The organism is uncultured Paracoccus sp. (assembly GCF_947487305.1).
Taxonomy (GTDB): domain Bacteria; phylum Pseudomonadota; class Alphaproteobacteria; order Rhodobacterales; family Rhodobacteraceae; genus Paracoccus.
The window spans coordinates 64,680-85,745 of sequence record NZ_CANKWH010000003.1 but is presented as its reverse complement, the minus strand read 5'-3'; the positions used below and the strand labels follow the sequence as shown (position 1 = coordinate 85,745).

At 66.0% G+C, this 21,066-nt stretch carries 17 protein-coding genes; 5 read left to right on the top strand and 12 right to left on the bottom strand.

Going from position 1 to position 21,066, the window contains the following annotated elements; genetic code table 11:
• Nucleotides 1–2: 2 nt before the first annotated feature.
• Entirely contained in the window at nt 3–6,686 is a 6,684-nt protein-coding gene (locus Q1A36_RS05090) for a hypothetical protein (protein ID WP_299840663.1), read from the bottom strand.
• A 265-nt stretch (nt 6,687–6,951) separates the two neighbouring features.
• Between Q1A36_RS05090 and Q1A36_RS05085 the strand changes: the two genes are divergently transcribed.
• Nucleotides 6,952–8,343 (top strand): pitrilysin family protein, encoded by a 1,392-nt coding sequence (locus Q1A36_RS05085; RefSeq protein WP_299840662.1) that lies wholly within the window; start codon nt 6,952–6,954, stop codon nt 8,341–8,343.
• A complete protein-coding gene (locus Q1A36_RS05080; protein ID WP_299840660.1) occupies nt 8,340–9,677 on the top strand; it encodes a pitrilysin family protein in 1,338 nt (445 codons plus the stop codon). Before Q1A36_RS05085 ends, Q1A36_RS05080 begins: the two co-directional genes overlap by 4 nt.
• Nucleotides 9,678–9,717: 40 nt before the next feature.
• Here the strand turns inward: Q1A36_RS05080 and Q1A36_RS05075 are convergent, their stop codons facing one another.
• The gene (locus Q1A36_RS05075) at nt 9,718–9,894 is read right to left on the bottom strand and encodes a hypothetical protein (RefSeq protein ID WP_198590190.1); all 177 of its coding nucleotides are present in this window, start codon (nt 9,892–9,894) and stop codon (nt 9,718–9,720) included.
• A 128-nt stretch (nt 9,895–10,022) separates the two neighbouring features.
• On the opposite strand from Q1A36_RS05075, the gene mutL reads away from it, so the two are divergent.
• Both mutL and Q1A36_RS05065 read left to right on the top strand, forming a co-directional pair.
• Nucleotides 10,023–11,864, top strand: a complete 1,842-nt coding sequence (gene mutL, locus Q1A36_RS05070) for a DNA mismatch repair endonuclease MutL (protein ID WP_299840657.1) — start codon at nt 10,023–10,025, stop codon at nt 11,862–11,864.
• 47 nt (nt 11,865–11,911) lie between these two features.
• On the top strand, nt 11,912–12,283 hold the full coding sequence (locus Q1A36_RS05065) for a DUF3775 domain-containing protein (RefSeq protein WP_299841113.1): 372 nt from the start codon (nt 11,912–11,914) through the stop codon (nt 12,281–12,283).
• Here Q1A36_RS05065 and Q1A36_RS05060 read toward each other — a convergent pair.
• The 4 genes from Q1A36_RS05060 to Q1A36_RS05045 form a co-directional block, all read right to left on the bottom strand.
• On the bottom strand, nt 12,280–13,506 hold the full coding sequence (locus Q1A36_RS05060; RefSeq protein ID WP_299840656.1) for a PQQ-dependent sugar dehydrogenase: 1,227 nt from the start codon (nt 13,504–13,506) through the stop codon (nt 12,280–12,282). The genes Q1A36_RS05065 and Q1A36_RS05060 overlap by 4 nt on opposite strands.
• 91 nt (nt 13,507–13,597) lie before the next feature.
• A complete protein-coding gene (locus Q1A36_RS05055; RefSeq protein ID WP_299840654.1) occupies nt 13,598–14,782 on the bottom strand; it encodes a PQQ-dependent sugar dehydrogenase in 1,185 nt (394 codons plus the stop codon).
• 102 nt (nt 14,783–14,884) lie between these two features.
• Complete coding sequence (locus Q1A36_RS05050; RefSeq protein WP_299840652.1) at nt 14,885–16,024, bottom strand: saccharopine dehydrogenase C-terminal domain-containing protein; 1,140 nt, start codon at nt 16,022–16,024, stop codon at nt 14,885–14,887.
• 1 nt (nt 16,025) lies between these two features.
• Nucleotides 16,026–17,081, bottom strand: a complete 1,056-nt coding sequence (locus Q1A36_RS05045) for a saccharopine dehydrogenase (protein WP_299840650.1) — start codon at nt 17,079–17,081, stop codon at nt 16,026–16,028.
• 143 nt (nt 17,082–17,224) lie between these two features.
• On the opposite strand from Q1A36_RS05045, the gene Q1A36_RS05040 reads away from it, so the two are divergent.
• Nucleotides 17,225–17,986 (top strand): MBL fold metallo-hydrolase, encoded by a 762-nt coding sequence (locus Q1A36_RS05040; RefSeq protein WP_299840648.1) that lies wholly within the window; start codon nt 17,225–17,227, stop codon nt 17,984–17,986.
• Between the two features lie 175 nt (nt 17,987–18,161).
• Here Q1A36_RS05040 and Q1A36_RS05035 read toward each other — a convergent pair whose 3' ends face one another.
• From Q1A36_RS05035 to Q1A36_RS05010, 6 genes are read right to left on the bottom strand one after another with little or no spacing between them, the layout of a single operon-like run.
• Nucleotides 18,162–18,809: a pseudouridine synthase gene (locus tag Q1A36_RS05035; protein WP_299840646.1), complete on the bottom strand. Its 648-nt coding sequence runs from the start codon at nt 18,807–18,809 to the stop codon at nt 18,162–18,164.
• Nucleotides 18,806–19,432, bottom strand: a complete 627-nt coding sequence (locus tag Q1A36_RS05030) for a LysE family translocator (RefSeq protein WP_299840644.1) — start codon at nt 19,430–19,432, stop codon at nt 18,806–18,808. The genes Q1A36_RS05035 and Q1A36_RS05030 overlap by 4 nt, the downstream gene beginning before the upstream one ends.
• 56 nt (nt 19,433–19,488) lie before the next feature.
• Nucleotides 19,489–19,860 (bottom strand): GFA family protein, encoded by a 372-nt coding sequence (locus tag Q1A36_RS05025; RefSeq protein ID WP_299840642.1) that lies wholly within the window; start codon nt 19,858–19,860, stop codon nt 19,489–19,491.
• Nucleotides 19,857–20,228 carry a GFA family protein gene (locus Q1A36_RS05020; protein ID WP_299840640.1) on the bottom strand — a complete coding sequence of 124 codons (372 nt, stop codon included), beginning with the start codon at nt 20,226–20,228 and terminating at the stop codon, nt 19,857–19,859. Before Q1A36_RS05020 ends, Q1A36_RS05025 begins: the two co-directional genes overlap by 4 nt.
• The gene (locus Q1A36_RS05015; protein ID WP_299840638.1) at nt 20,225–20,617 is read right to left on the bottom strand and encodes a GFA family protein; all 393 of its coding nucleotides are present in this window, start codon (nt 20,615–20,617) and stop codon (nt 20,225–20,227) included. The genes Q1A36_RS05020 and Q1A36_RS05015 overlap by 4 nt, the downstream gene beginning before the upstream one ends.
• On the bottom strand, nt 20,595–21,047 hold the full coding sequence (locus tag Q1A36_RS05010; RefSeq protein ID WP_299840636.1) for a GAF domain-containing protein: 453 nt from the start codon (nt 21,045–21,047) through the stop codon (nt 20,595–20,597). Before Q1A36_RS05010 ends, Q1A36_RS05015 begins: the two co-directional genes overlap by 23 nt.
• Nucleotides 21,048–21,066 lie beyond the last annotated feature (19 nt).

Genomic DNA, 21,066 nt, shown 5'->3' with positions numbered 1-21,066 from the left:
CCTCAGAACTGGAACCGAACCTGCGCTGTCACGCCATAGCTGTCCAGCACATCGCCCGTCCTGCCATCGACCCGGATCGAGGCGTTGAACTGGCGCGGTGCGCCCGCACGGCCCGTATCCAGCACCTTCAGGTAATTCGCCCCGAGGCTCAGCTCGCCATAGGTGCCAAGGTTGCTGGAGGACAGGCTGTCAGTCCGGAACACCGAACCGTCCGCGCCGACCATGGTATAGACCGAGTTGGTGTCTCCGGCGAAGTCCTTGTAGACCGTCGCCGTGCCGAAGGCATAGATCGCCGAATTCTTGTCCGGGTTGATGAAGGTCTTGGACAAGGTCCCGCCGATGAAGCCCACGCGGTTCTTGCTGTCCTCGATCTGCAGCGTATCACCGGTGGTGAAGGTGATTTTCTCGACAGAGAGGTTCGAGAAGGCAAAGCCCGCAGTCGGCACGAACATCCAGCCGTCACGCGGCAGATCATAGGCATAGCTCAGCGATCCACTGATGGTGGTGGCGTTGCTGTCGAAATCCGGCGTCGCCAGTTGCAGGCCGTCATTGTCGCCAACGGGCTGGTTGTCGATGGTGAACTCGGTCCGCTCGCGGCGCACCTGCAGGTCAAGGCTCAGCCGGTCACGCGTCGCCGTAGCGTAGATGCCGCCGTAGACCTGACGGAACTCGCCACGGTTGATGCTGGTCAGCAGCCCGCTGGTGCTGTTCGGATCGGTCGAGTTGTTGATGAAAACGGGTTGCGTGGTCGACCCGTCGTTGACCCCGCCGAGCACACCCAGGGCGACGTTCCAGCCCTTCACACTGTTTTCGAAACAGGCCAGATCGCCACCGAACTGCAGACCGCGGTAATTCGCCTCGATCTCACTGGCGGCCGCGACGTCGCCGCTCCGGCTGCGTCCGGTCGCGGTTGCATGACCCGCGACGGCGCGCGCCCAGGCTCCGGGACCGCATTTTTTGTCGCCGGCATCGGTGGCGAGGCCAGGCACGAAGGGGCTGGTCGGGCGGTTGACCACCGAGCCGATGAGGCTTTGGGTCAGCGCAAGGTTGCCGGCCAGCGCGCCAAGCGCCGGGTTGATGGTGTCGGTGACATAGAGATCGCCGCTCTGGCTGTCGCTGACCAGCGCATAGATGATCCGTTCACTTGCCTGCGGCAGGTTCTCGCCGGCAAAAGTGAAGCTGTTCGCCGCGCCCTGACTGCCATCGACATCGAAAACCAGAATGCGCCGGGATTCGTCACTGGGCGCTTCGATATCGCCCGCATCAAAGCTGAGCAGGACCGAGCCGGTGACAGCACCGCCGCGCACCACGACCCGGTCCGAACTGCCCGCGCCGCCATTGGCGCTGATGTCCAGATCGAGCGCATAGACACCGTTGCCGCCTGCCCCGCCGGTGACGGTAAGGACGTCGCCGACGGTGGTGTTCTGCATGTTCATGCGGCCATTGTTGACCAGCGAACCCTGAACGGTCAGGGCATTTCCGACCAGAACGGTTCCTTCATTGGTCAGGTTGCCGATCGAGACACCGTTGCCGGCATCGATGATCCCGGCATTGCGCACGGCACCGCCGAGATTACCGTCGAGTGTCAGCCGTTGATCCGTGCGGTTGTTGTACAGACCGGCGGTGAGGCTCCGACCGCTTCCGATGGTGAAGTCCTGAAAGGCGTCGAAGGTGCCGCCGACCGTCAGGTCGCCTGTCAATTCGATGCTGCCCGCGCGGAAGATCAGGTCGCGGCTGATCTCGCCCTCGAGTTCGGCCGTCCCACGGTTGTTCAGCGAGCCGTTCAGGCGGTTGGTCAAAGTCACGCGCCCATCATTGACGAGGTTTCCATTCAGCGTGCCATCAACCTCGACGGTCGAATAGGCATCGTTGCTGACGCCGCCGCGTGCTGTCACGGTCGTATTCGCATTGACCCGTAGCAGGGCCGGATCACCGGGCGCGGCCCGCTGTGCCATGCCACCCTGCGCAGCGCCTCCGGTCAGCGGCGCGCGCTCGTTGATGATTTCGCCGCCGATAACCAGATCGTTGCCCGTTTCGAAGGTGCCGCCCTGGTTGGTCAGGCTGCCGGAAATCTGGCCAGCCCCGGTCATGCTCTCGCGGTTCACCACCGATCCGCCGACCGTGCCGGCCAGATTGGCCCTGCCGTCGTTCAGCAGATCGCCGTTCAGCGTCGATCCGGCCAGCAGGGCAACGCGCCCGCCCGTCGCATTGAGCAGCGGCTGGTCCGAACCCAGATTGACGGTTCCGGCAAGGGACAGAACGCCATCGCTGCCATTCTGGAACTGGTTCTGCACGGTCAGGCTGCGACCCGCCCCGACAACGAACATGCCGCTCTGGTTGTTGACTGATCCAGTCTGCACGTTGTCGCGAACGCGGATGATCGAGCTTGCATCGGTACTGTTGTTGACCAACGCACCACCGACCGCGCCCGACAGCAGCGCCTCGCCGGCATTGCTCAGATTGCCGGACAGACCACCAACGATCTGCGCGGCTCCATAGTTCAGGACCGAGCCGGTGATCGCGCCCTCTGCGGTCAGAGTGCCGGTGCTTCCGTTCACCACGGTCTGCGCCGAAGTGAGCCTTGCGCCCTGCGCAATTTGCATCGTGCCGTCGTTCCGCAACGGACCGGTCACTGCCAGCGCGCCCGAAACGGTGGTGTTGCCAGCCGCAGTCGTGAGTAGCGTACCCTCGACCCGACCGGCCAGCGACGCAAGGCCCGCATTGCTCAGGTCTCCGGCGATGGTCCCGGTCGAGCGCAGTTCGGCACCCGAGCGGTTGGAGAGATCGGCCTCGATCCGGCCGCCGCTGGACAGAAGCCCGTCGGCATTGGTGACACTGTTCGCCTGAACGCGACCGCCCGCCGCGATCAGGAACTGATCGTAGTTGGTGATGGTGTCCACTTCGGTCAGTGCCCCGATGTCCGAGACGTCGAAAACGCCGCGGTTGGCGATGATATTGTCGCCCGTCCCGGTCACGTTGCCCCAGACGCGGACGATGCCGTTGTCCTGGTTGCTCAGGTCGCCCAGAAGCTCGCTGTTGCCGCGAAAGATCAACTGATCGACATTGCCGATATCGGCGTCGAGAACGATGCTTCCCTCGGTCGTGCCATTATTGACATAGGTCTCGGCGTTGATCCGGATCGTCGCATCGGCAAAGCTGCCGGCGCTGATCGTGCCGTTGTTGGTGATCGTCCCTGTCACCAGCAGCTGCGAGTTGTTCCGCGACTGGGTCAGCAGGCCGTCATTGGTGAAATCGCCATCAACCTCGCTGAAGAGATCGGTCGAGTAGGTCCCCGCGTTGGTCACATCGCCCGTGATCGTGCCGCTGCTGATGATGCTGCCATTTGCGAGATTGTTGACCGAGCCGACAACCCGACCGGCGATGATCTCGACTGTGCCGCCCGCAGTATTCGCGAGATTCGACAGAAGCGTGCCTTCTACCTCAAGCTCCCCCTGGTTGCTCGTGCCACCAACCACAGTCGCGGTTACGCCAGCGGCAAGCGAAGCTTCAGCCTGGTTGTTCAAGCTGCCGTCGATCCGGGCGCCATTCAGCAGGCTCACGGAACCCGTTCCAGTGTTGGTCACATTGCCCGTCACCCTGCCGCCAAGACCGGCCGATCCGGCATTGGCCAGGTTGCCCGCGACCGTGCCACCGCTGGCCAGGTTCAATCTTCCGCCCGCGTCATTCTGCAGCGCCAGTACACCCGACGCCGCCGAGGTTTCGACCCTGCCAGAGATGTTCAGGTTCCCGCCGCTGCCATTTGTCAGCTGACCACTGGTCAGATCGAGTCTTTGCCCCACGCGGATATTGGCCGTTCCGGTATTGACCAGTTCGGCGGCCTGGCTGTCGTCGATGATGTTCAGCGTCGCGCCCGTGCCATTGTTCTGCAGCTGCAGCGCGACCGTGCCGTTGAGATTCAGCGTACCGGTGTTCACGGCATTGCCGTTGATCGTGCCATCGACGGTGGCATTGCCGAAGTTCTGCAGGCTGTTCGCAATCGTGCCGTCGAAATTCAGGGTGCCGCGATTGATGACACCGAAAGCAGCCGGCGCACCGGCAAGACCGACGGTGCCGTCCACCGTCGCGGTGCCGTTCAGGTTGTTCTGCAGCTGGTTCGCGTTGCCGGTCAGTTCCAGAATGCCACTGTTCTCGACCGTGCCTGCGACATTCCCGGTCAGGGTCAACTCGCCCAGGTTGACGACACTGGCATTTTCGTCGTTGGTGGCGGTCACATTGCCGATGATCTCGGCATCGCCTGCGGCCTCGTTGCGCAGCGAACCTGTAATGATGACCGGGCGGCCCGGCGAGGACATCCGCACCACGCCGCTGTTCTCAAGCCCGCCCTGCAGGCGGACAGTCCGGCCGGTCGTGTCGGCCCCATCCAGTCGACCATTGTTGGTGACGAGGCCGGTGACGATCCCGCCATTCAACTCCAACTGGCCTGCAGCCGCGACGGTGATGGCGCCCGCCACCGTACCCCGGATCCAGCTGTCGCTGTCGCCCGTGATGATCAGGCGCGGCGTGGTCAAAGTCTGGGGCTGCGACACCCGGACCTGCCCGGTCGCGCGGACCGCACCCGAGGAGGTCAGGTCACCATTGTTCACCAGTAGCGCGCCTTCCGCCAAGATGAGCAGTTCCCGCGTCGTCCCGCCGCCGACCAGCACCGGGCCACCCGCCACGTTCGGTCCGACATTGGTTGTACCGTCCACAATCCGCAGCTGGCCGATCACGTCGCTGTTCAGCGTGGTTGACCCGTAGGAGGCGAGGTCGCCGGTGATCGCGGCGTTGACCCTCAGCGTGCCACCGACATCGTTCGTCACATTCGAGGTGATGGCATCGCCGATGGTCAGGTTGCCAAGGTTGCCGACCGAACCAAACGTCACGCCCACGAAGTCACGCAGGAACACGGCAGTATCGAGATCGTTGATCAGCGCGCCATCGACGCTCAGCAACATGCCGGTGAAATCCATGGCACTGTCGCCGGCGAGGGTCAGGTTCCCGGTAATCCGCGCGTCGCCGCTCAACTCGCCCGAGTTGATGACATTGCCGTTGATGACGGTATCGGTCGCTTCCGACGCGGTCGTTCCCAGAACGAGCCGACCGTCATTGACCAGATTGTCCGTCGTCACCGTAGTGTCGTCGGCAATGATCAACTCGCCCGAGGAACGGACGACGAGCGAACGGTCGTCATCTCCTCCGGTCGCGGTCAGCGCACCGGTGATCGTGGTTTGACCATCGGCAACCTCGAAGCGCCCGTCGACCCGGCCCTGGATCTGGGCGGTCGAAGATGAGCTGATCTCGCCCGCAAGCGCGCCTAGACTGGTCAGCGTGCCGGCGTCATGCGAGATCGTGGTCGCGCCGAGGGTTTGGCCTGCGGCGACATTGACGGTGCCGGTATTCTGCAGGCTGGCAAGCCCGGTCAGATCGCCGCCCGTCACCAGAAGGCGGCCAACGTTGGTGAAAAGCCGCCCGTTCCCAACGACATCGCCGGTCACGGTCGCCGTTCCGTCGATCGTATTGGTGAAATTCCCCCGAAGCACCGGCACATGGACCAGATCCAGATCGGCAAGGCTGCGGATCGCCCCGGACAGGATGACATTGCCCGTAATCGCTGTGCCCTGATTTAATGTCAGCAGCCCCGACTGGATAGTCAGCGAGTTGCCGGTGCCGAGGACCTGCAGCGTTCCGTCGTTCTGGAAATTCTGCACGAAAGACAGAGTGTGGTTGCCACTGTCTACCCGGATCGTCGCCCCGGCCTGGTTTTCGCCGTCCAGGCTGATCGCGGGATTGGAATCTTCAAAGGCAACGTCATCGATAAGGGCAAGCGTTCCGCTGTTGGACAGCCTGCCGCCATAGCGGCCCTCGCCCAGTGTCAGCAGCCCCGCGTTGGTGACATTTCCATTCACCTCGGCATTGGCGCCAGCGAAGGTGACATTGGCACTGTCCTCGACCTTCAATCCGCCGACATGCCCGGCCCCGTCATAGACAGTATTGGCGACGGTGAGAGTGCCGGTGATGCGCGAGCCGTCGCCCAGAGTCAGAACTCCATCCGCATTGAGGTCCACGCCCCCGTCAATGGTTCCGTCGACCGTCAGCCTGCCGCCATTGATGTCAATCGCGTTTTCCGCTCCGCCAGGCAGATCGGACATGAACAACGTGGTATCCTCGCGGATCACCAGTGCGCCCTCGACCGTTGCCGCGTCTTCTACGGTCATCTCGGCGTCTAGATTCAGTGTGCCGTCTGCCGCGACGATCAGGTTGTCGGCGAAGATGATGCCGCGCAGCGCAAGATCATCCTCGAATTCGAACGTGCCCCGCTCGACGACGATGTCGCCGGGCTGCACAGTCTCATAGACATGGACGATGATCGGGGCGCCGCCCGGGGTGAGGAAGTGAACGTCATCCCGGTTCCGGAACCGGGTGTTTTCTGTTGCGTAGTCGTCGCCGTCACGTTCAACCCAGACAGTGTGAGTCGAGCTCGTCGACCAGATGCCGCCATCGGTTGCCGGGTTCGGCGTGCCGCCATTCTGCCCACGATTGTAATACAGCGTGTCTGCCTCTGCGCCGACACCGGCAAGGCAGAACAGCAAGGTCGCGCCGATCAGCGCCGTGCTCTGGCGGAAATGCGACCAGCGGAACCCTTTTGCCACCATGCAATCATGGGGGCGCGACAACCAAACAACCATATTACTCGTCCTTGCGCATCAAGACTTGCGCGCTTGCTACCTACAGAAACATAAAAATCAAATCATACCTCGCTTGACCAGAGCATTTTCGGCAAGTCAACCGACAAAAAACTATCGAAAAGGGCAGGTTTTGGTCGACCGGACCGAATATGCACAGGGTCCGCGCCACCGCGTCGCAGGGTCTCTGTCCACACAAACGCGCGAGGGCGGCTTGCGCCCGGCGGGCGGCGGCTGCACCTTCTGCTCGTCCCTGCCGGAGCTTTCCATGCGCGCCCTTTTTCTGACCGCCGCCCTGACCGCCCTGCCGGCGGTCGCGCTGGCCGAGATGCCCGAGGGCATCAGTCATTTCACCTTGCCCAACGGGCTGGAAACCGTGGTGATCGAGGATCACCGCGCCCCGGTCGTGGTGCAGATGCTGTGGTACAAGATCGGCTCGGCCGACGAGGCCCCGGGCAAATCCGGCATCGCGCATTATCTGGAACATCTGATGTTCAAGGGCACCGACAAGCTAGCGCCGGGCGAGTTGTCGAAAACCGTGACTGCCAATGGAGGCAATGACAACGCCTTCACTTCCTATGATTTCACCACCTATTTCCAGCGCATCGCTGCCGATCGCCTGCCGCTGATCATGGAGATGGAAGCCGACCGCATGGCCAATCTGAAGATCGGCGAGGATGACTGGCAGGCCGAGCGCGAGGTGGTGCTGGAGGAACGCGCACAGCGCACCGACAGCGACCCGAGTGCGCTCTTCGGCGAGGAACGCAATGCCGTGCAGTTCTACAACCATCCCTATGGCCGCCCGGTGATCGGCTGGCGTTCCGAGATGGAGGGGCTGACCCGCGACGATGCGATTGCCTGGTATGACGCGCATTATGCCCCCAACAATGCGGTTCTGGTGCTGGCCGGCGACGTGACCCCGGAGCGGGCGCGCGAGCTGGCTGAACAGTATTACGGTCCCATCGCCGCCCATGGCGACATCTCCCCGCGAACCCGTCCGCAGGAGCCCGAGCAGGATGCGCCCCGCCGGATGAGCCGGGTTGATCCGCGCGTGGCGCAGCCCACGATGATTCGCACGACTCTGGCGGCCGAGCGCAATCCCGGCGACCAGAAGACGGCGGCGGCGCTGACGGTTCTGTCGGAACTGCTGGGCGGGTCGATGCAGACCTCGGTTCTGGGGCGCGAGCTGGCGCTTCCCGGCAAGGTGCTGTGGGTGGGCGCGGGCTATGACGGGCTGGCCGTCGATCCCACCACCTTCTACCTGTCCATGGTGCCCGCCGACGACGTGACGCCCGAGGAGGCCGAGGCGCAGTTCGACGCCGTGCTGGCAAAATTCCTCGAGACCGGCCCCGACCCCGAAGACCTGGAACGGGTCAAGACCGGCATCCGCGCCGCCAAGATCTATGCCCAGGATTCGGCCCATGGCCGCGCCTATGATTACGGGCAGGGTCTGGCCACCGGGCTGACCGTCGAGGATGTGAACGACTGGCCGAATATTCTGGACGCCGTGACCGCCGAGGATGTGATGGCCGCTGCCCGCGAGGTGCTGGAGAGCGACGCGACCGTCACCGGCTGGCTTCTGCCCGAACCGCCTGCCGGGACCGAAGCCGGGACGCCGGCAACCACCAAGGCCGCCCCCAAAGAGGAGAAACAGGGATGATCCGCGCCACCTTCGCCCTGATCCTGACGATGCTGGCCCTGCCGGCCCAGGCCATCGAAATTCAGGACGTGACTTCGCCCGCCGGCATCAAGGCCTGGCTGGTCGAGGATCATACGATCCCCTTCACCGCAATCTCGCTCGACTTCAAGGGCGGCGCCTCGCTGGAGGCCGAGGGCAAGCGCGGTGCGATCAACCTGATGACCGCGACGCTGGAAGAGGGCGCCGGACCGATGGATTCCACCGCCTTCGCGCAGGAAATCGAGGCGCTTGGCGCAAGGTTGAACTTCGATGTCAGCGATGACGAGCTGTCGATCAACCTCAGCACCCTGACAGAGAACCGCGACGAATCCGCCGAACTCCTGCGTCTTGCCCTGACCCAGCCGCGCTTTGACGCCGATGCGGTCGAGCGGGTTCGCGCACAGGTGCAGGCGATCATCCGCTCCGAGGCGACCGAGCCGCAAAGCATCGCCGCCAAGGAAATGGCCCGCCAGGCCTGGGGCGATCATCCCTATGGCTCGTCGGTGAACGGCACCCAGCAATCGCTGGCGGCGCTGACCCAGCAGGATCTGATCGCCGCCAAGAACCGCGTGCTGGCGCGCGACCGTGTCGTCGTGGGCGCGGCGGGCGACATCACCCCCGAGGAACTGGGCCTGCTGCTGGACACCATCCTGGGCGGGCTGCCGGAAACCGGTACCGCGCCCCTGCCCGAACCGGCGAACCTGCAACTCACGCCGGGCGTGACCGTGGTTGACTGGGACAGCCCGCAGACCATCGTGACCTTCTCCGGGCCGGGCCTGCCGATCGACGATCCCGATTACTTCGCCGCCACGGTCGCCAATCACATCATGGGCGGCGGCGGCTTTTCCTCGCGGATGATGGACGAGATCCGCGAAAAGCGCGGGCTGACCTATGGCATCGGCACCGGGCTGGCGACCGGCATCTATGGCCAGACCTGGGCCGGTGGCATGGCCAGCGCCAACGAGAAGGTGGCCGAGGGGGTCGATCTGATCCGGCAGGAATGGGGCCGCATGGCCGAGGGCGTCAGCGACAAGGAACTGACCGACGCCAAGACCTACCTGACCGGGGAATATGCACTGCGCTTCGACGGCAATGGCAAGATCGCGGGCATCCTCGCCGGGATGCAGCTGATCGGCCTGCCCATCGACTACGTCAACACGCGCAACGGCATGGTCGAGGCGGTGACGAAAGAGGATGTGCAGCGCGTGGCCGAGCGGTTGCTCAAGGCCGATGAGCTGCGCTTCGTGCTGGTCGGCCGACCGGTCGGCGTCACGGATGACGCGACCGAAGCCGAAGCCGCGCCGCAGACGAACTGAGGGTCGTCCCCGGCGCGGTCAACTCGTTACGGTTGAATTGTTACGGGTTCACCCGCACCGCACCCGTACCGCCGAGTGCCGCACCCGCCACGGCGCCCACAGGGCCGGCCACGACGGCACCGGTGGCGGCGCCCGTGGTCGCACGGGTCGCGGTGTTCGGTCCGCAGGCCGCCAGCGTCAGGGCAGCGCCGCACAGAAGGATAGCGATTTTCGTCATGGCCAATCTCCTTGAGTTGAATGTGTTTGCCCGGCTCAACGAATGATTGGGCAATCCGGTTTCCTCGCGGCGGCGATCCCGGGATGAATTCCTTCCCGCAGCCGACCCACAATGCTATATCTGGGGGCATGAACAGCCCGACACCCCATATCCGCCCTGTTATCCGGCAGTTGGACGAGGCCGCCGCGAATCGCATCGCGGCCGGCGAGGTCGTGGAACGGCCCGCCTCGGCGGTGAAGGAGCTGGTCGAGAACGCGCTGGATGCCGGCGCGACCCGCATCGAAATCACCATCGCCGATGGCGGCAAGGGCCTGATCCGGGTCAGCGATGACGGCTGCGGCATGTTGGCCGAGGATCTGCCCTTGGCATTGGCCCGCCATGCGACCAGCAAGATCGACGGCTCGGACCTGCTGAACATCCGCAGCTTCGGCTTTCGCGGCGAGGCCCTGCCCAGCCTTGGTGCGGTCGGGCGACTGACCATCACCTCGCGCGCCACCGGCGCGGACGGCGCCAGCATCACCGTGGCCGGGGGCCGGATGCAGCCCGTGCGCCCCGCCGGCGGCAATCGCGGCACCGTGGTCGAGCTGCGCGACCTGTTCTTCGCCACGCCGGCACGGCTGAAATTCATGCGCACCGACCGGGCCGAGGCGCAGGCCATCGCCGATGTGGTCAAGCGCCTTGCCATGTCCGAGCCCTATGTCGGCTTCACCCTGACCGATGGCGACCGCGTGGTGTTCCGCGCCGATGCCGAACAGGGCGAACTCTTCGGCGCGCTGCAGGCCCGTCTGGCCCGCGTCATGGGCCGCGACTTCATCGACAATGCCCTGCCGATCGACGCCACCCGCGACGAGATCACCCTGACCGGCTTTGCCGCCCTGCCCACCTATTCGCGCGGCGCGGCAGTGGCGCAGCATGTCTATGTCAATGGCCGCCCGGTGCGGGACAAGCTGCTGACCGGGGCGATGCGGGCGGGTTACATGGATGTGCTGGCCTCGGGCCGGCATCCGGCGGCGGTGCTGTTCCTGACCTGTGACCCGCAGCTCGTGGATGTGAACGTCCACCCGGCCAAGGCGGAAGTGCGCTTCCGCGATCCCGGTCTGGCGCGTGGCCTCGTGGTCAGTGCCCTGCGGCACGCGCTGGCGGGGGCCGGGCATCGCGCCTCGACGACCGTCGGCACGGCGACGCTGGGGGCCTTCCGGGTCGAGCCGGAGGGCGTGACCCCGCGCCCCTACCAGATGGACTATCGCCCCTCGGCCAGCGCCCGGCGCGCCTCGATGGACCTGCAGGCGCCGGTCTTCGAAGCACCTGTTTTCGAGACCCCCGGTTTCGCCGAATCCCCCTCTGCCCGTTTCGAGCCGATGCCGGAAGCCGTGCCCGCGCCGGGCAATGCACCGCTTGGCGCCGCCCGTGCCCAGATCCACGAGAATTACATCATCGCCCAGACCGAAGACGGGCTGGTCATTGTCGACCAGCACGCGGCGCATGAGCGGCTGGTCTATGAACGGCTGAAGGCGCAGGCCGAGGAAAACGGCATCGCCAGCCAGTCGCTCTTGATCCCCGAGATCGTCGAGCTGTCGGAATCCGAGGCGGCGCAGATCCTGTCCATCGCCGGGGATCTGGCGGTGCTGGGGCTGGTGATCGAACCGTTCGGTGGCGGCAGCGTGGCCGTGCGCGAGGTGCCGGCGCTGCTGTCCCGGCTGAACGCGGGCGCACTGATCCGCGATATTCTGGACGATCTGGCCGATCAGGGCGCCTCGGACCGGCTGAGGGGGCGGATCGATGCGGTGCTCTCATCCATGGCCTGCCATGGCTCGGTGCGTTCGGGCAGGCGAATGACGGCCGACGAGATGAACGCGCTGCTGCGCGAGATGGAACGGGTGCCGAAATCCGGCCAGTGCAACCATGGCCGGCCCACCTGGGTCAAATTGCCACTGGCCGATATCGAGCGTTTGTTCGGCCGCAAGGATTGACCCGCAGGCTGGCGAGGCCCACCATGGGCCAACCCGAAAGGCCCGTCATGCTGCAGATTGCCCCGGACAAGATCGCCCATGTCATCATCCGCGCCCGCGAATATGGCAGCAGCATTGATGCCTGGGCCGATAACGGCCAGCGCCGCCAGTATGGCACGCGAACCGAGCTGCACGACTTCATCGAAGGCCTGAACGAGGACGAACAGGCCAGCCTCGTGGCGGTCATGTGGATCGGCCGCGACAGCTTTGACGCCGAGGATCTGGACGAGGCCATCGCCACCGCGCGGGCCGAGCGAACCACGCCGACCGAGGATTACCTGATGGGCGACCCGCAACTGGCCGATTACCTCGAGGCCGGGATGGAGGCGCTTGGCCTCTCGCCCGAGGCCGCCGAGGACGAGTTGCAGAAGCCGGTCTAGGACGCCTCGCCCACGTCCCGCGTCACCCGGATCATCGGGGCTTCGGGGTCATCGATCAGCAGCATGATGGCGCCGTCGCTGGCGACCTCGACATCGCGCACCCGGCCGATATCCTGCAAGTGCCGGGCCTCGCCGACGACCTTGCCATCGGCCAGCCGCAGCCGCACCAGCGCCATGCCGGCGAGTCCGCCGATCAGCGCGTCGCCCGACCATTCGGGGAACATCTCGCCGGTATAGAAGGCCATGCCGCTGGGGGCGATGACCGGGTCCCAGTAATAGACCGGCTGCTCCATCGTTTCGGCCTCGGTTTGGCCGTCGCTTACGGGTTCGCCGCTGTAATCCTGACCATAGCTGATGACCGGCCAGCCGTAATTGCCGCCCGGCTCGGGCCGGTTCAACTCATCCCCGCCCTGCGGGCCGTGTTCCACAGTCCACAGATGCCCGTCGGGCGCCAGTGCGGCGGCCTGCAGGTTGCGATGGCCAAGCGACCACACCTCGGGCTGGCCGCCCTCGATCTCGGGATTGCCCGCCGCCGGTCCGCCCTCGGGGGCAAGGCGCAGCACCTTGCCGATATGCGTGGCCGGGTCCTGCGCCAGCGGGCTCGCCTCGGGGTCCGAGCGATCGCCGGTGGTCACGAACAGCGCGCCCTCGGGGTCAAACACCAGCCGCGAACCAAAATGCGAATTGCCATGCCAGGCCGGGTCCTGCCGGAAGATTACCTCGGCATTCTCGATGGTGGTGCCGTCCTCGGACAGGGTTCCGGTGGCGACGGCGGTGCGGCTGGCGGCGTAGTTGCGGCCACGGATCAGGCTTTTCCACTTGGCGCGCGGTTCGGCAAAGCTCCACCAGACGCGGCGGGTCTCGGGGAAATCATCGTTGACAACCACGTCCAGCAAACCGCCCTGCCCGCGCGGATCGACCTCCGGCAGGCCTGTGATCGGCGCCGACAGCGCACCTTCCGGGGAAACCAGCCGCAGCCGGCCCGGGCGCTCTGTGACCAGCCAGCTTCCATCCGGCAGTTCAGCCATGCCCCAGGGATGTTCCAGCCCCTCGACCACCGCGGTCGTTTCCAGCGGGATCTCGTCGGTCAGCAGCGGCGCGCGGGTCTGGCCCACGAAGGCGGGGGACTGAGCCGTCGCATTGGGCGGAGTATCGTTGAAGTCCTGCGCCATGGCCGGGCCAAGGCAGAGCAGAGACAGAACCGTTCCGGTAACTCGCAACATGAAAAACCCTCGTCAAACTACAGCCGCAGCAATGCCACGCCGCGACGCCAACCGCCAGACGCCAGACGCCAGACGCCGAACCGGGGCGCAGCTAGTCGCCCCGTGTCACGCGGATCATGCTGCCCTCGGGATCGTCGATCAGCAGCATCACCGCCCCGTCGCGGTCCACATCCACATCGCGGACCCGTCCGATATTCTGCAGATGCCGCGCCTCGCCGGTCACGCGTTCGCCGTCAAGTTCCAGCCGCACCAGAGCCAGCGCGCCCATGCCTCCCACCAGTGCATCGCCCTGCCATTCGGGGAACATCTCGCCCTGGTAGAACTCCATCCCGCTCGGGGCGATGACCGGATCCCAGTAATAGACCGGCTGCTCCATCCCCTCCTGCGCGGTCAGGCCCTCGCCGATGGGATCGCCGCTGTATTCCTGACCATAGGTGATGACCGGCCAGCCATAGTTCCGGCCGGCCTGCGGGTGATTCAACTCGTCCCCGCCGCGCGGCCCATGCTCGACGGTCCAGAGCGTGCCGTCGGGCGCCAGCGCCGCCGCCTGCAGGTTGCGGTGGCCATAGGACCAGATTTCCGGCTGACCGCCCTCGATCGCCGGGTTGCCGGGCGCGGCGCCGCCATCCGGGCTGATCCGCAGCACCTTGCCCAGATGCGTGGTCACATCCTGCGCCAGCTGGCGCGGCTCGGGATGCGAACGCTCGCCGGTGGTGACGAAAAGCCCGCCCTCGTTGTCGAAGACCAGCCGCGAGCCGTAATGCATGGCCGAATCCCAGGCCGGCTGCTGCCGGAAGATGACGCGCACATCCTCCATCGCCGTTCCATCGGCAGAGAGGGTGCCGGTGCCGACCGCGGTGCCGGTCTTGCCCTCCTCGCGCGGCTCCGAGAAGCTCCACCAGACCCGGCGGGTCTGGGCGAAATCATTGGCGACGGCCACGTCCAGCAGCCCGCCCTGATCGCGGTTGTCGACCTCGGGCAGGCCGGTAATCGGCACGGACAGGCTGCCATCCGCCCCGACCAGCCGCATCCGGCCCGGCCGCTCTGTCACCAGCCATTCACCACCCGGCAGCTCCGCCATGCCCCAGGGGTTTTCCAGCCCCTCGGCCACGGCCTCGGTCGAAAGCCGCAGGTCATCGGCCAGCACCGGCGCGCGCGTCTGGCCCTCGAAGGCGGGCTGCTGGTCGGGGGCGTTCGGCGCCTCGCTGTTGAAATCCTGGGCGCAGGCGGCGCTTGCCAGAAGGGCCGAGGCGGCGGTCAGGGCAATGCGTTTCATGGCGGAACCTTCCCTTGGCAATGACTTGGGAATCCAACCGATGCGGGATCGATCCGTTCCGGCCCCTGCGCCGCCCGGCGCTTCACATCTGCGTTGGCTGGCTCACGCCTTCAGGTGGTTCACCTTGGCCAGATGCTGGGCGATCTGGCCGACCTCGACCAGCCAGCCCGCCACCAGCTCGGGATCTTCGGGCGCGGCATGGACCCCCGGCGCAATCCGGCCATCGGCCACCGCCTCGACCGCCAGCGCCACTGGCACGGAAACCAGCTTGGCCATCGCCGAACCCGCCCGGTCGCCATGCGCGTCGAGCACCCATTCCTTGTGCCAGACGGTCTTGCCATCCCGTTCGGCCTTCAGCGCAACGAACAGCACCACCCGGTCGGCCTCGCCCGGCGCATAGGCATTGGCGCGCCAGAATTCCTCGGCCATCGCGCGCAGCCGGGCCTCGCCCGCCTCGCCCTGCAAGGTCTCGATCTCCTCGAAGACCGGGGTCCAGGCTTCCTTCCAGCCCTTCAGGCGGATGGTGCCCCGGACGAACTCATCGACCTGCCATGCCGGGTCGAAGCCGTATTGCCGCAGGAAGGGCAGCGAGTCGCGGTTGGGATAGACCTCGAACCGTTCGGGCGTGGGCAAGGGCGCGTCATAGGTTTCGACCGCCAGCCAGGGCCGGGACACGTCGCGGGTCTCGCCGCCCCGGATCGATCTCGACGGCGAGCGCAGCGCCCGCAGCACGCCAAGCGGCGACCAGCTGAACTTGTAGCGGAAGGTGTTGATGTATTTCGGCACGCCGCCGCAATAGGAGGTGAAGCTTATGACATCGCCGGGCTTGGCCATCTGCCGGTAATCCGCCACCAGCTCATGCGCCATGATGTGATCGATGCCGGGGTCCAGCCCGACCTCGTTCACCACCGCGACGCCCGCCGCCTTCGCCGCCGCGTCCAGTGCCGCCATCTCGGGGGCGATATAGCTGGAGCTGACGAAGCGCGCGCCCTTGTCGATCGCCATCCGGGCCAGCGCCACATGCTGATCGGCGGGCAGCATCGAGACGATGATGTCGCCCTTCGTCACCGCGCCCGCCAGCGCCTCGGGCGAATAGGCGCGGATGTCGTCGGTCAGGTCGCCCACGGCCTCGCGGGCCTTGGCCTCGGTGCGGTTCCACACCACGACAGGCCGCCCCTCGCGGATCAGGCGGCGCAGGCCGGGAATGGCGGAAAGACCGGTGCCGATCCAGTGGATGGTCATGTCAGACCTCGCTTTGATGCTTGATGAACAACGCGCGCGCGCCGCCCCAGGGGCCGGCGTCGATGGCGTCAAGCCGGCTCAGCACCGGCAGAAGCTGGGCGGCATAGTCGAGGCTGCTTTCGCGCGGCAGCATCGAGGGCAGGTTGTCGATGGCCATCACGTCCAGAACTGGGTGATCAGTCACCCGCAGCACCGGCTCGGCCCAAGTGGTCGTGCGGTCATAGACCTTGATCGGGGAAAACTCGCTGGTCGGATCGCAGGCCACGTCGCCGATGACCGACAGCGCCCGGCCGGGATGCACCGCCTCGGCCGGGACGAAGACCGGGCAGCCGGGATTGGCGAGGATGGCGTTGATGAAGACGCCGTGCATCAGGATCTGCGGGAAGGGTCCGCCGCTGGCGGTCTCGGCCATGTCCCATCTGGTGACCGAACAGCCCATCGCCGTCAGCAGGTCGCTGGCGCCGGTGCCCACCCGGCCATTGGCGCCGATGACGATGGTCGAGGGGCGCGGGCGTCCGGTGCCGTCCAGCGCCGCGCGCAGGTCGGTCATCATCGCCTCCTTGTCGGGCCAACTGCGCACCGGCCCGCAGATGCCGCCCTGCTGCTGCGCCGCCCAGGCCTTCAGCGAGACCGCCGCCCCGGCGAACCCGGCCCAATAGCCGAAGGCCGCCAGCCGTCGGCCGTTCTCGTCCAGCAGATACTCGAGATCATAAAGGCTGCCGCCCCCGGCCTTGAACCGCTTCAGCAGCACCCGGCCCGCCGGCTGGCCCTTGAAGGCATGGCCGAACATGATGTGGCGGTGCTTCAGCGGCGTGCCATCCTCGGGCAGCTCCTTGAGGCCAAAGATGATCGCCTCGTCCGGCGCATCGACCCAGGCGCCGGCGGGGGCGATCTCGGCCCCGGCCTTGCGGTATTCGTCGATCTGAATGACCCGGCTGGGGCTGTCTTCGACCGTCACAGTCATGCCTTGGGCGATCAGCGCCGCTACGCCTTCGGGGGTGATACCCACCCGGTCTTCGTTGGGGCGGTTTTCCGCCCGGACCCAGAGATGCGTCATGCTGTCCCCCGCTCGGTTTGCAGGATGTGTCTAGGCCAGCGGGCAGGTGGCGACAAGGCGCAGCAGACCCGCCCGGAACCTGCCCGGCTTGCGGGCGTTGGGCCTGCAACCCCAGGACGACCCGCAAAACAGGAGGACCGAAGATGCCGATGACCCGCCGTTCCAGCCTGAAGCTTGGCGCCGCCGCGCTGAGCATGGCCGCGCTGCCCCGTCATGTCTTTGCACAAGACGCCAATTCCTATGCCGTCGAGGGCGGCAATGTGGTGATCCACCCGGTCGATCACGCCTCGATGGTGATCGAGACGCCGGGCGGGGTGATCTGGGTCGACCCGGTGGGCGGGGCCGAGAAATATGCGGCGCTGCCGCCAGCCAGCCTGATCCTCATTACCCATGAGCACGGCGATCACTATGACGCGCCGACGCTGGAGGGGATCGGCGGCGCCGCCCCGATCATCACCAACCCTGCCGTCCATGCCATGTTGCCCGAGGCGCTGAAGGCCCGCGCCACGGCGATGGAGAACGGCGCTCAGGCGATGCAAGGCGATATCGGCATCGAGGCGATACCGGCCTACAACCTGACCGAGGACCGGCTGCAATATCACCCGCAGGGGCGCGATAATGGCTACGTGCTGACACTTGGTGGCAAGCGCGTCTATATCGCCGGCGATACCGAGGATATTCCCGAGATGAAGGCCCTGACCGGCATCGAGGTCGCCTTCCTGCCCATGAACCTGCCCTATACCATGACGGTCGAGCAGGCGGCAGCAGGGGTCGAGGGCTTCAAGCCGGCCTTCGTCTATCCCTATCACCACAAGGGCAGCGATGTTCAGGCCTTCAAGACCCTGGTCGAGGCTGGGGGCTCGGGCTCGCAGGTGGTGATCGCCAACTGGTATCCGGGGGCATAGACTGAACGGAGGGCAGCGCCCGTCCGCGGGTGGGCGCTGCCGGCGGTTGAACCTTGCAGTTTATGGTGCCACCACGTCGAACTTCTGTTCGGCGCGGGTGGTCACCAAAGCGCCCGCCCGATGGGGCGGACGGGCGCTGCCCGGCGGGCTTGCAGCCCGCGCATCGGGCAGCGTCCTAGAACGGCACCGGCACCGTAAACGTCATCTGCACACCGCTGTCGGGATGCTTGATCCGCAAACTCTCGGCATGCAGCATCAGCCGCGGGAACTCCGCCGCCGCGCCTGCCGCATAAAGCGGATCGCCCAGGATCGCATGGCCGGTCTCGGCCATATGCACGCGCAGCTGATGGCTGCGCCCGGTCAGCGGGAAAAGCCGCACCCGCGTTTCGTCATCGCCCGCCCGGATCACCCGCCATTCGGTCAGCGCCGGCTTGCCCTCGGCGTGGTCGACCTTCTGGCGCGGGCGGTTCGGCCAATCGACGATCAGCGGCAGATCGACCCTGCCGGTCTTCGGCTCCAGCCTGCCGGCGACACGGGCGACATAGGCCTTCTTGGTCTTGCGATCCTCGAACTGCTTCGACAGGTTCCGCTGCGCATGGGGCGTCAAGCCGAAGATCATCACCCCGGATGTGTCCTGATCCAGCCGATGCACCAGAAGGATGGTCGGAAAGGCGCCGCGCAGCCGCTCGATGGCGCAATCGGCCTTGTCCTCGCCACGACCGGGCACCGACAACAGACCCGCCGGCTTCGACACCACCAGAATTTCGTGATCGGCATGGATCACCTCGGGCGGATCGGACGGCGGGCTGTAGGTAAAGCTCACTTCGCGACCAGTCGCAGCGCCAGACCTGCAAACAGCACCGCGGCGATCTTGTTCACCAGCCCCAGACGCTGGCCCAGCACCTGCCCGGCATAGCCCGCCACCACGCCATAGCCGATTGTGACCAGCGTGCCAGTAAAGGCGAAGATCAGACCGAGGCCAAGGATCTGCTGCCAGATCGGGCCATAGGCGGGATTGGTGAATTGCGGCAGGAAGGCCAAGAGGAACAGCACGGGCTTCGGGTTCAGGATATTCGACAGCGCGCCCCGGCGGACGATGTTCCAGGGCCGCCGCGCCGCCTGCGCGGTCGGATCGACCGGCCCGGCATTCCAGCTTTTCCATGCCAGCCACAACAGATAGGCCGCGCCGGCATATTTCACCGCCAGCAGCGCCTCGGGATGGGCCGCGACCACCGCGCCCAGACCGACCGTCGCCAGCGTCAGGTGGAACAGCACGCCCAAGCCCACGCCGAAGCCGGCCAGCGCACCGGCGCGCGGTCCACCCTGGATGCCGCAGGCACTGGCGAAGAACACGTCCTGCCCCGGCGCAAAATTCAACACCAGCCCACCGGCGATGAAGGCCGTCAACTGCGCCAGCGGAATATTGGCGATGGTGTCCCAGATCATCTCAGCCCATCCGGTTTGAAGGTTTCACCGCTGAATCTCTTGCAACGGATGAAAGGTCAATCCTGATCCTTGCGGGGCAGATTGTCGGCGATCTCATAATAATCGCCCTTGTCGGCGGCATAGATATGCTCGCCCAGGTTCAGCCCGGTCGGATCGGTCAGCGCCCCGGCCGAAACCGACAGCACCTCGCGCCCCTCGAGCCGCCAGAACAGAGAGGTGCCGCAGCTGGGGCAAAACCCCCGCTCGGCGTGATCGGAAGAGCGGAACCAGCGCACCTCACCCTCGATCCGCGCGCTGGTCAGGTGGAACGAGGCCCAGACATGGCCCGACCATTTCCGACACTGGCTGCAATGGCAGGCGATCACATGCGGCGTTTCGGGATGGCCCGAGAAGCGCACGGCACCGCAAAGGCAGGAACCCGCGATCATTCGCGCCCTCGCTGCGGCAGGCCATCGGCGACCTGGTAGTAATCGCCCTTGCCCTCGACATGGATATGCCCGACCAGCCGCAGCCCGGTCGGGTTCGACACCGCCCCGGCGGCGACGGCCATCCCCGCCTCGCCCGGTTCGCGCCAGAACAGCGACGAGCCGCAGGTGGGGCAGAACCCCCGCTCGGCCCGGTCGGAGGAGCGGAACCAGCGCACGTCGCCCTCGATCCGGGGCGCATCCATGTGGAAGGCGGCGTTCACATGGCCGGTCCAGCGCCGGCAGATGCCGCAATGGCAGGCGGTGACATCTCGGCTTTCAATCGGCCCGGAAAAGCGCACCGCGCCGCAGAGACAGGCGCCTTCGATCATTCGCGCTCTTCCTGCGGCAGACCGTCATCGATCGCGTAGTAATCGCCCTTGTCCTCGACATAGATATGCCCGGAGAGCACGATCCCGGTCGGCGCATCGACGCAGCCCGCCGCCACGTCGATCTTGTCCGACCCCAGCCGGTGCCAGAACAGCGACGAGCCGCAGGTCAGGCAGAAGCCGCGTTCGGCCTGTGCGGAGGAGCGGAACCATGTCACCTCGCCGGTGATCTCCAGCCGGTCGGCTAGGGCGGCGGCCCAGACATGGCCCGACCAGCGGCGGCACTGCCCGCAATGGCAGGCGCGCAGCGGATCGCTGCCCCATTGGCCTTCGAACCGCACCTGCCCGCAGAGGCAGGAGCCGGAAAACTCAGAGCCCGCCGAATGTGTCATGCAGAATCGCCTCCAGCCGCCGCGCATCCTCGGCAGTGAAAGCGTCGGGCAGATTGCTGTCGATGTCCAGCACGCCGATCAGCCGGCGATCCTTGCCCCAGACCGGCAGCACGATCTCGGACCGGGTCGAGCTGGCGCAGGCGATATGGCCGGGAAAAGCGTCGACATCGGGCACCAGCTGCACCTCGCCCGTTCGCGCTGCCGCTCCGCAGACGCCGCGCGAAAAGGGGATGACCAGACAGCCATGACCGCCCTGATAGGGGCCGATCTTCAGCAGTTCCGGCGCGACGACCCGATAGAAACCGGTCCAGTCGAAGCGGTCATCCGACTGATGCAATTCGCAGGCCAGCGTTGCCATCAGCGCAACCTCGTCGGTCTCGCCTTCGGTCAGGGCCCGGATGCGGGCGGAGAGTGCGTCATAATCGGTCATGCTGCCGATCTAGGGGTTT

Coding starts and splice junctions, on each gene's coding strand:
- Q1A36_RS05040 (WP_299840648.1), top strand. CDS start 17,225: ATGCCGATGACCCGCCGTTCCAGCCTGAAGCTTGGCGCCGCCGCGCTG.
- Q1A36_RS05045 (WP_299840650.1), bottom strand. CDS start 17,081: ATGACGCATCTCTGGGTCCGGGCGGAAAACCGCCCCAACGAAGACCGG.
- Q1A36_RS05060 (WP_299840656.1), bottom strand. CDS start 13,506: ATGTTGCGAGTTACCGGAACGGTTCTGTCTCTGCTCTGCCTTGGCCCG.
- Q1A36_RS05085 (WP_299840662.1), top strand. CDS start 6,952: ATGCGCGCCCTTTTTCTGACCGCCGCCCTGACCGCCCTGCCGGCGGTC.
- mutL (WP_299840657.1), top strand. CDS start 10,023: ATGAACAGCCCGACACCCCATATCCGCCCTGTTATCCGGCAGTTGGAC.
- Q1A36_RS05015 (WP_299840638.1), bottom strand. CDS start 20,617: ATGACACATTCGGCGGGCTCTGAGTTTTCCGGCTCCTGCCTCTGCGGG.
- Q1A36_RS05020 (WP_299840640.1), bottom strand. CDS start 20,228: ATGATCGAAGGCGCCTGTCTCTGCGGCGCGGTGCGCTTTTCCGGGCCG.
- Q1A36_RS05010 (WP_299840636.1), bottom strand. CDS start 21,047: ATGACCGATTATGACGCACTCTCCGCCCGCATCCGGGCCCTGACCGAA.
- Q1A36_RS05030 (WP_299840644.1), bottom strand. CDS start 19,432: ATGATCTGGGACACCATCGCCAATATTCCGCTGGCGCAGTTGACGGCC.
- Q1A36_RS05090 (WP_299840663.1), bottom strand. CDS start 6,686: ATGGTTGTTTGGTTGTCGCGCCCCCATGATTGCATGGTGGCAAAAGGG.
- Q1A36_RS05050 (WP_299840652.1), bottom strand. CDS start 16,024: ATGACCATCCACTGGATCGGCACCGGTCTTTCCGCCATTCCCGGCCTG.
- Q1A36_RS05055 (WP_299840654.1), bottom strand. CDS start 14,782: ATGAAACGCATTGCCCTGACCGCCGCCTCGGCCCTTCTGGCAAGCGCC.
- Q1A36_RS05065 (WP_299841113.1), top strand. CDS start 11,912: ATGCTGCAGATTGCCCCGGACAAGATCGCCCATGTCATCATCCGCGCC.
- Q1A36_RS05025 (WP_299840642.1), bottom strand. CDS start 19,860: ATGATCGCGGGTTCCTGCCTTTGCGGTGCCGTGCGCTTCTCGGGCCAT.
- Q1A36_RS05075 (WP_198590190.1), bottom strand. CDS start 9,894: ATGACGAAAATCGCTATCCTTCTGTGCGGCGCTGCCCTGACGCTGGCG.
- Q1A36_RS05080 (WP_299840660.1), top strand. CDS start 8,340: ATGATCCGCGCCACCTTCGCCCTGATCCTGACGATGCTGGCCCTGCCG.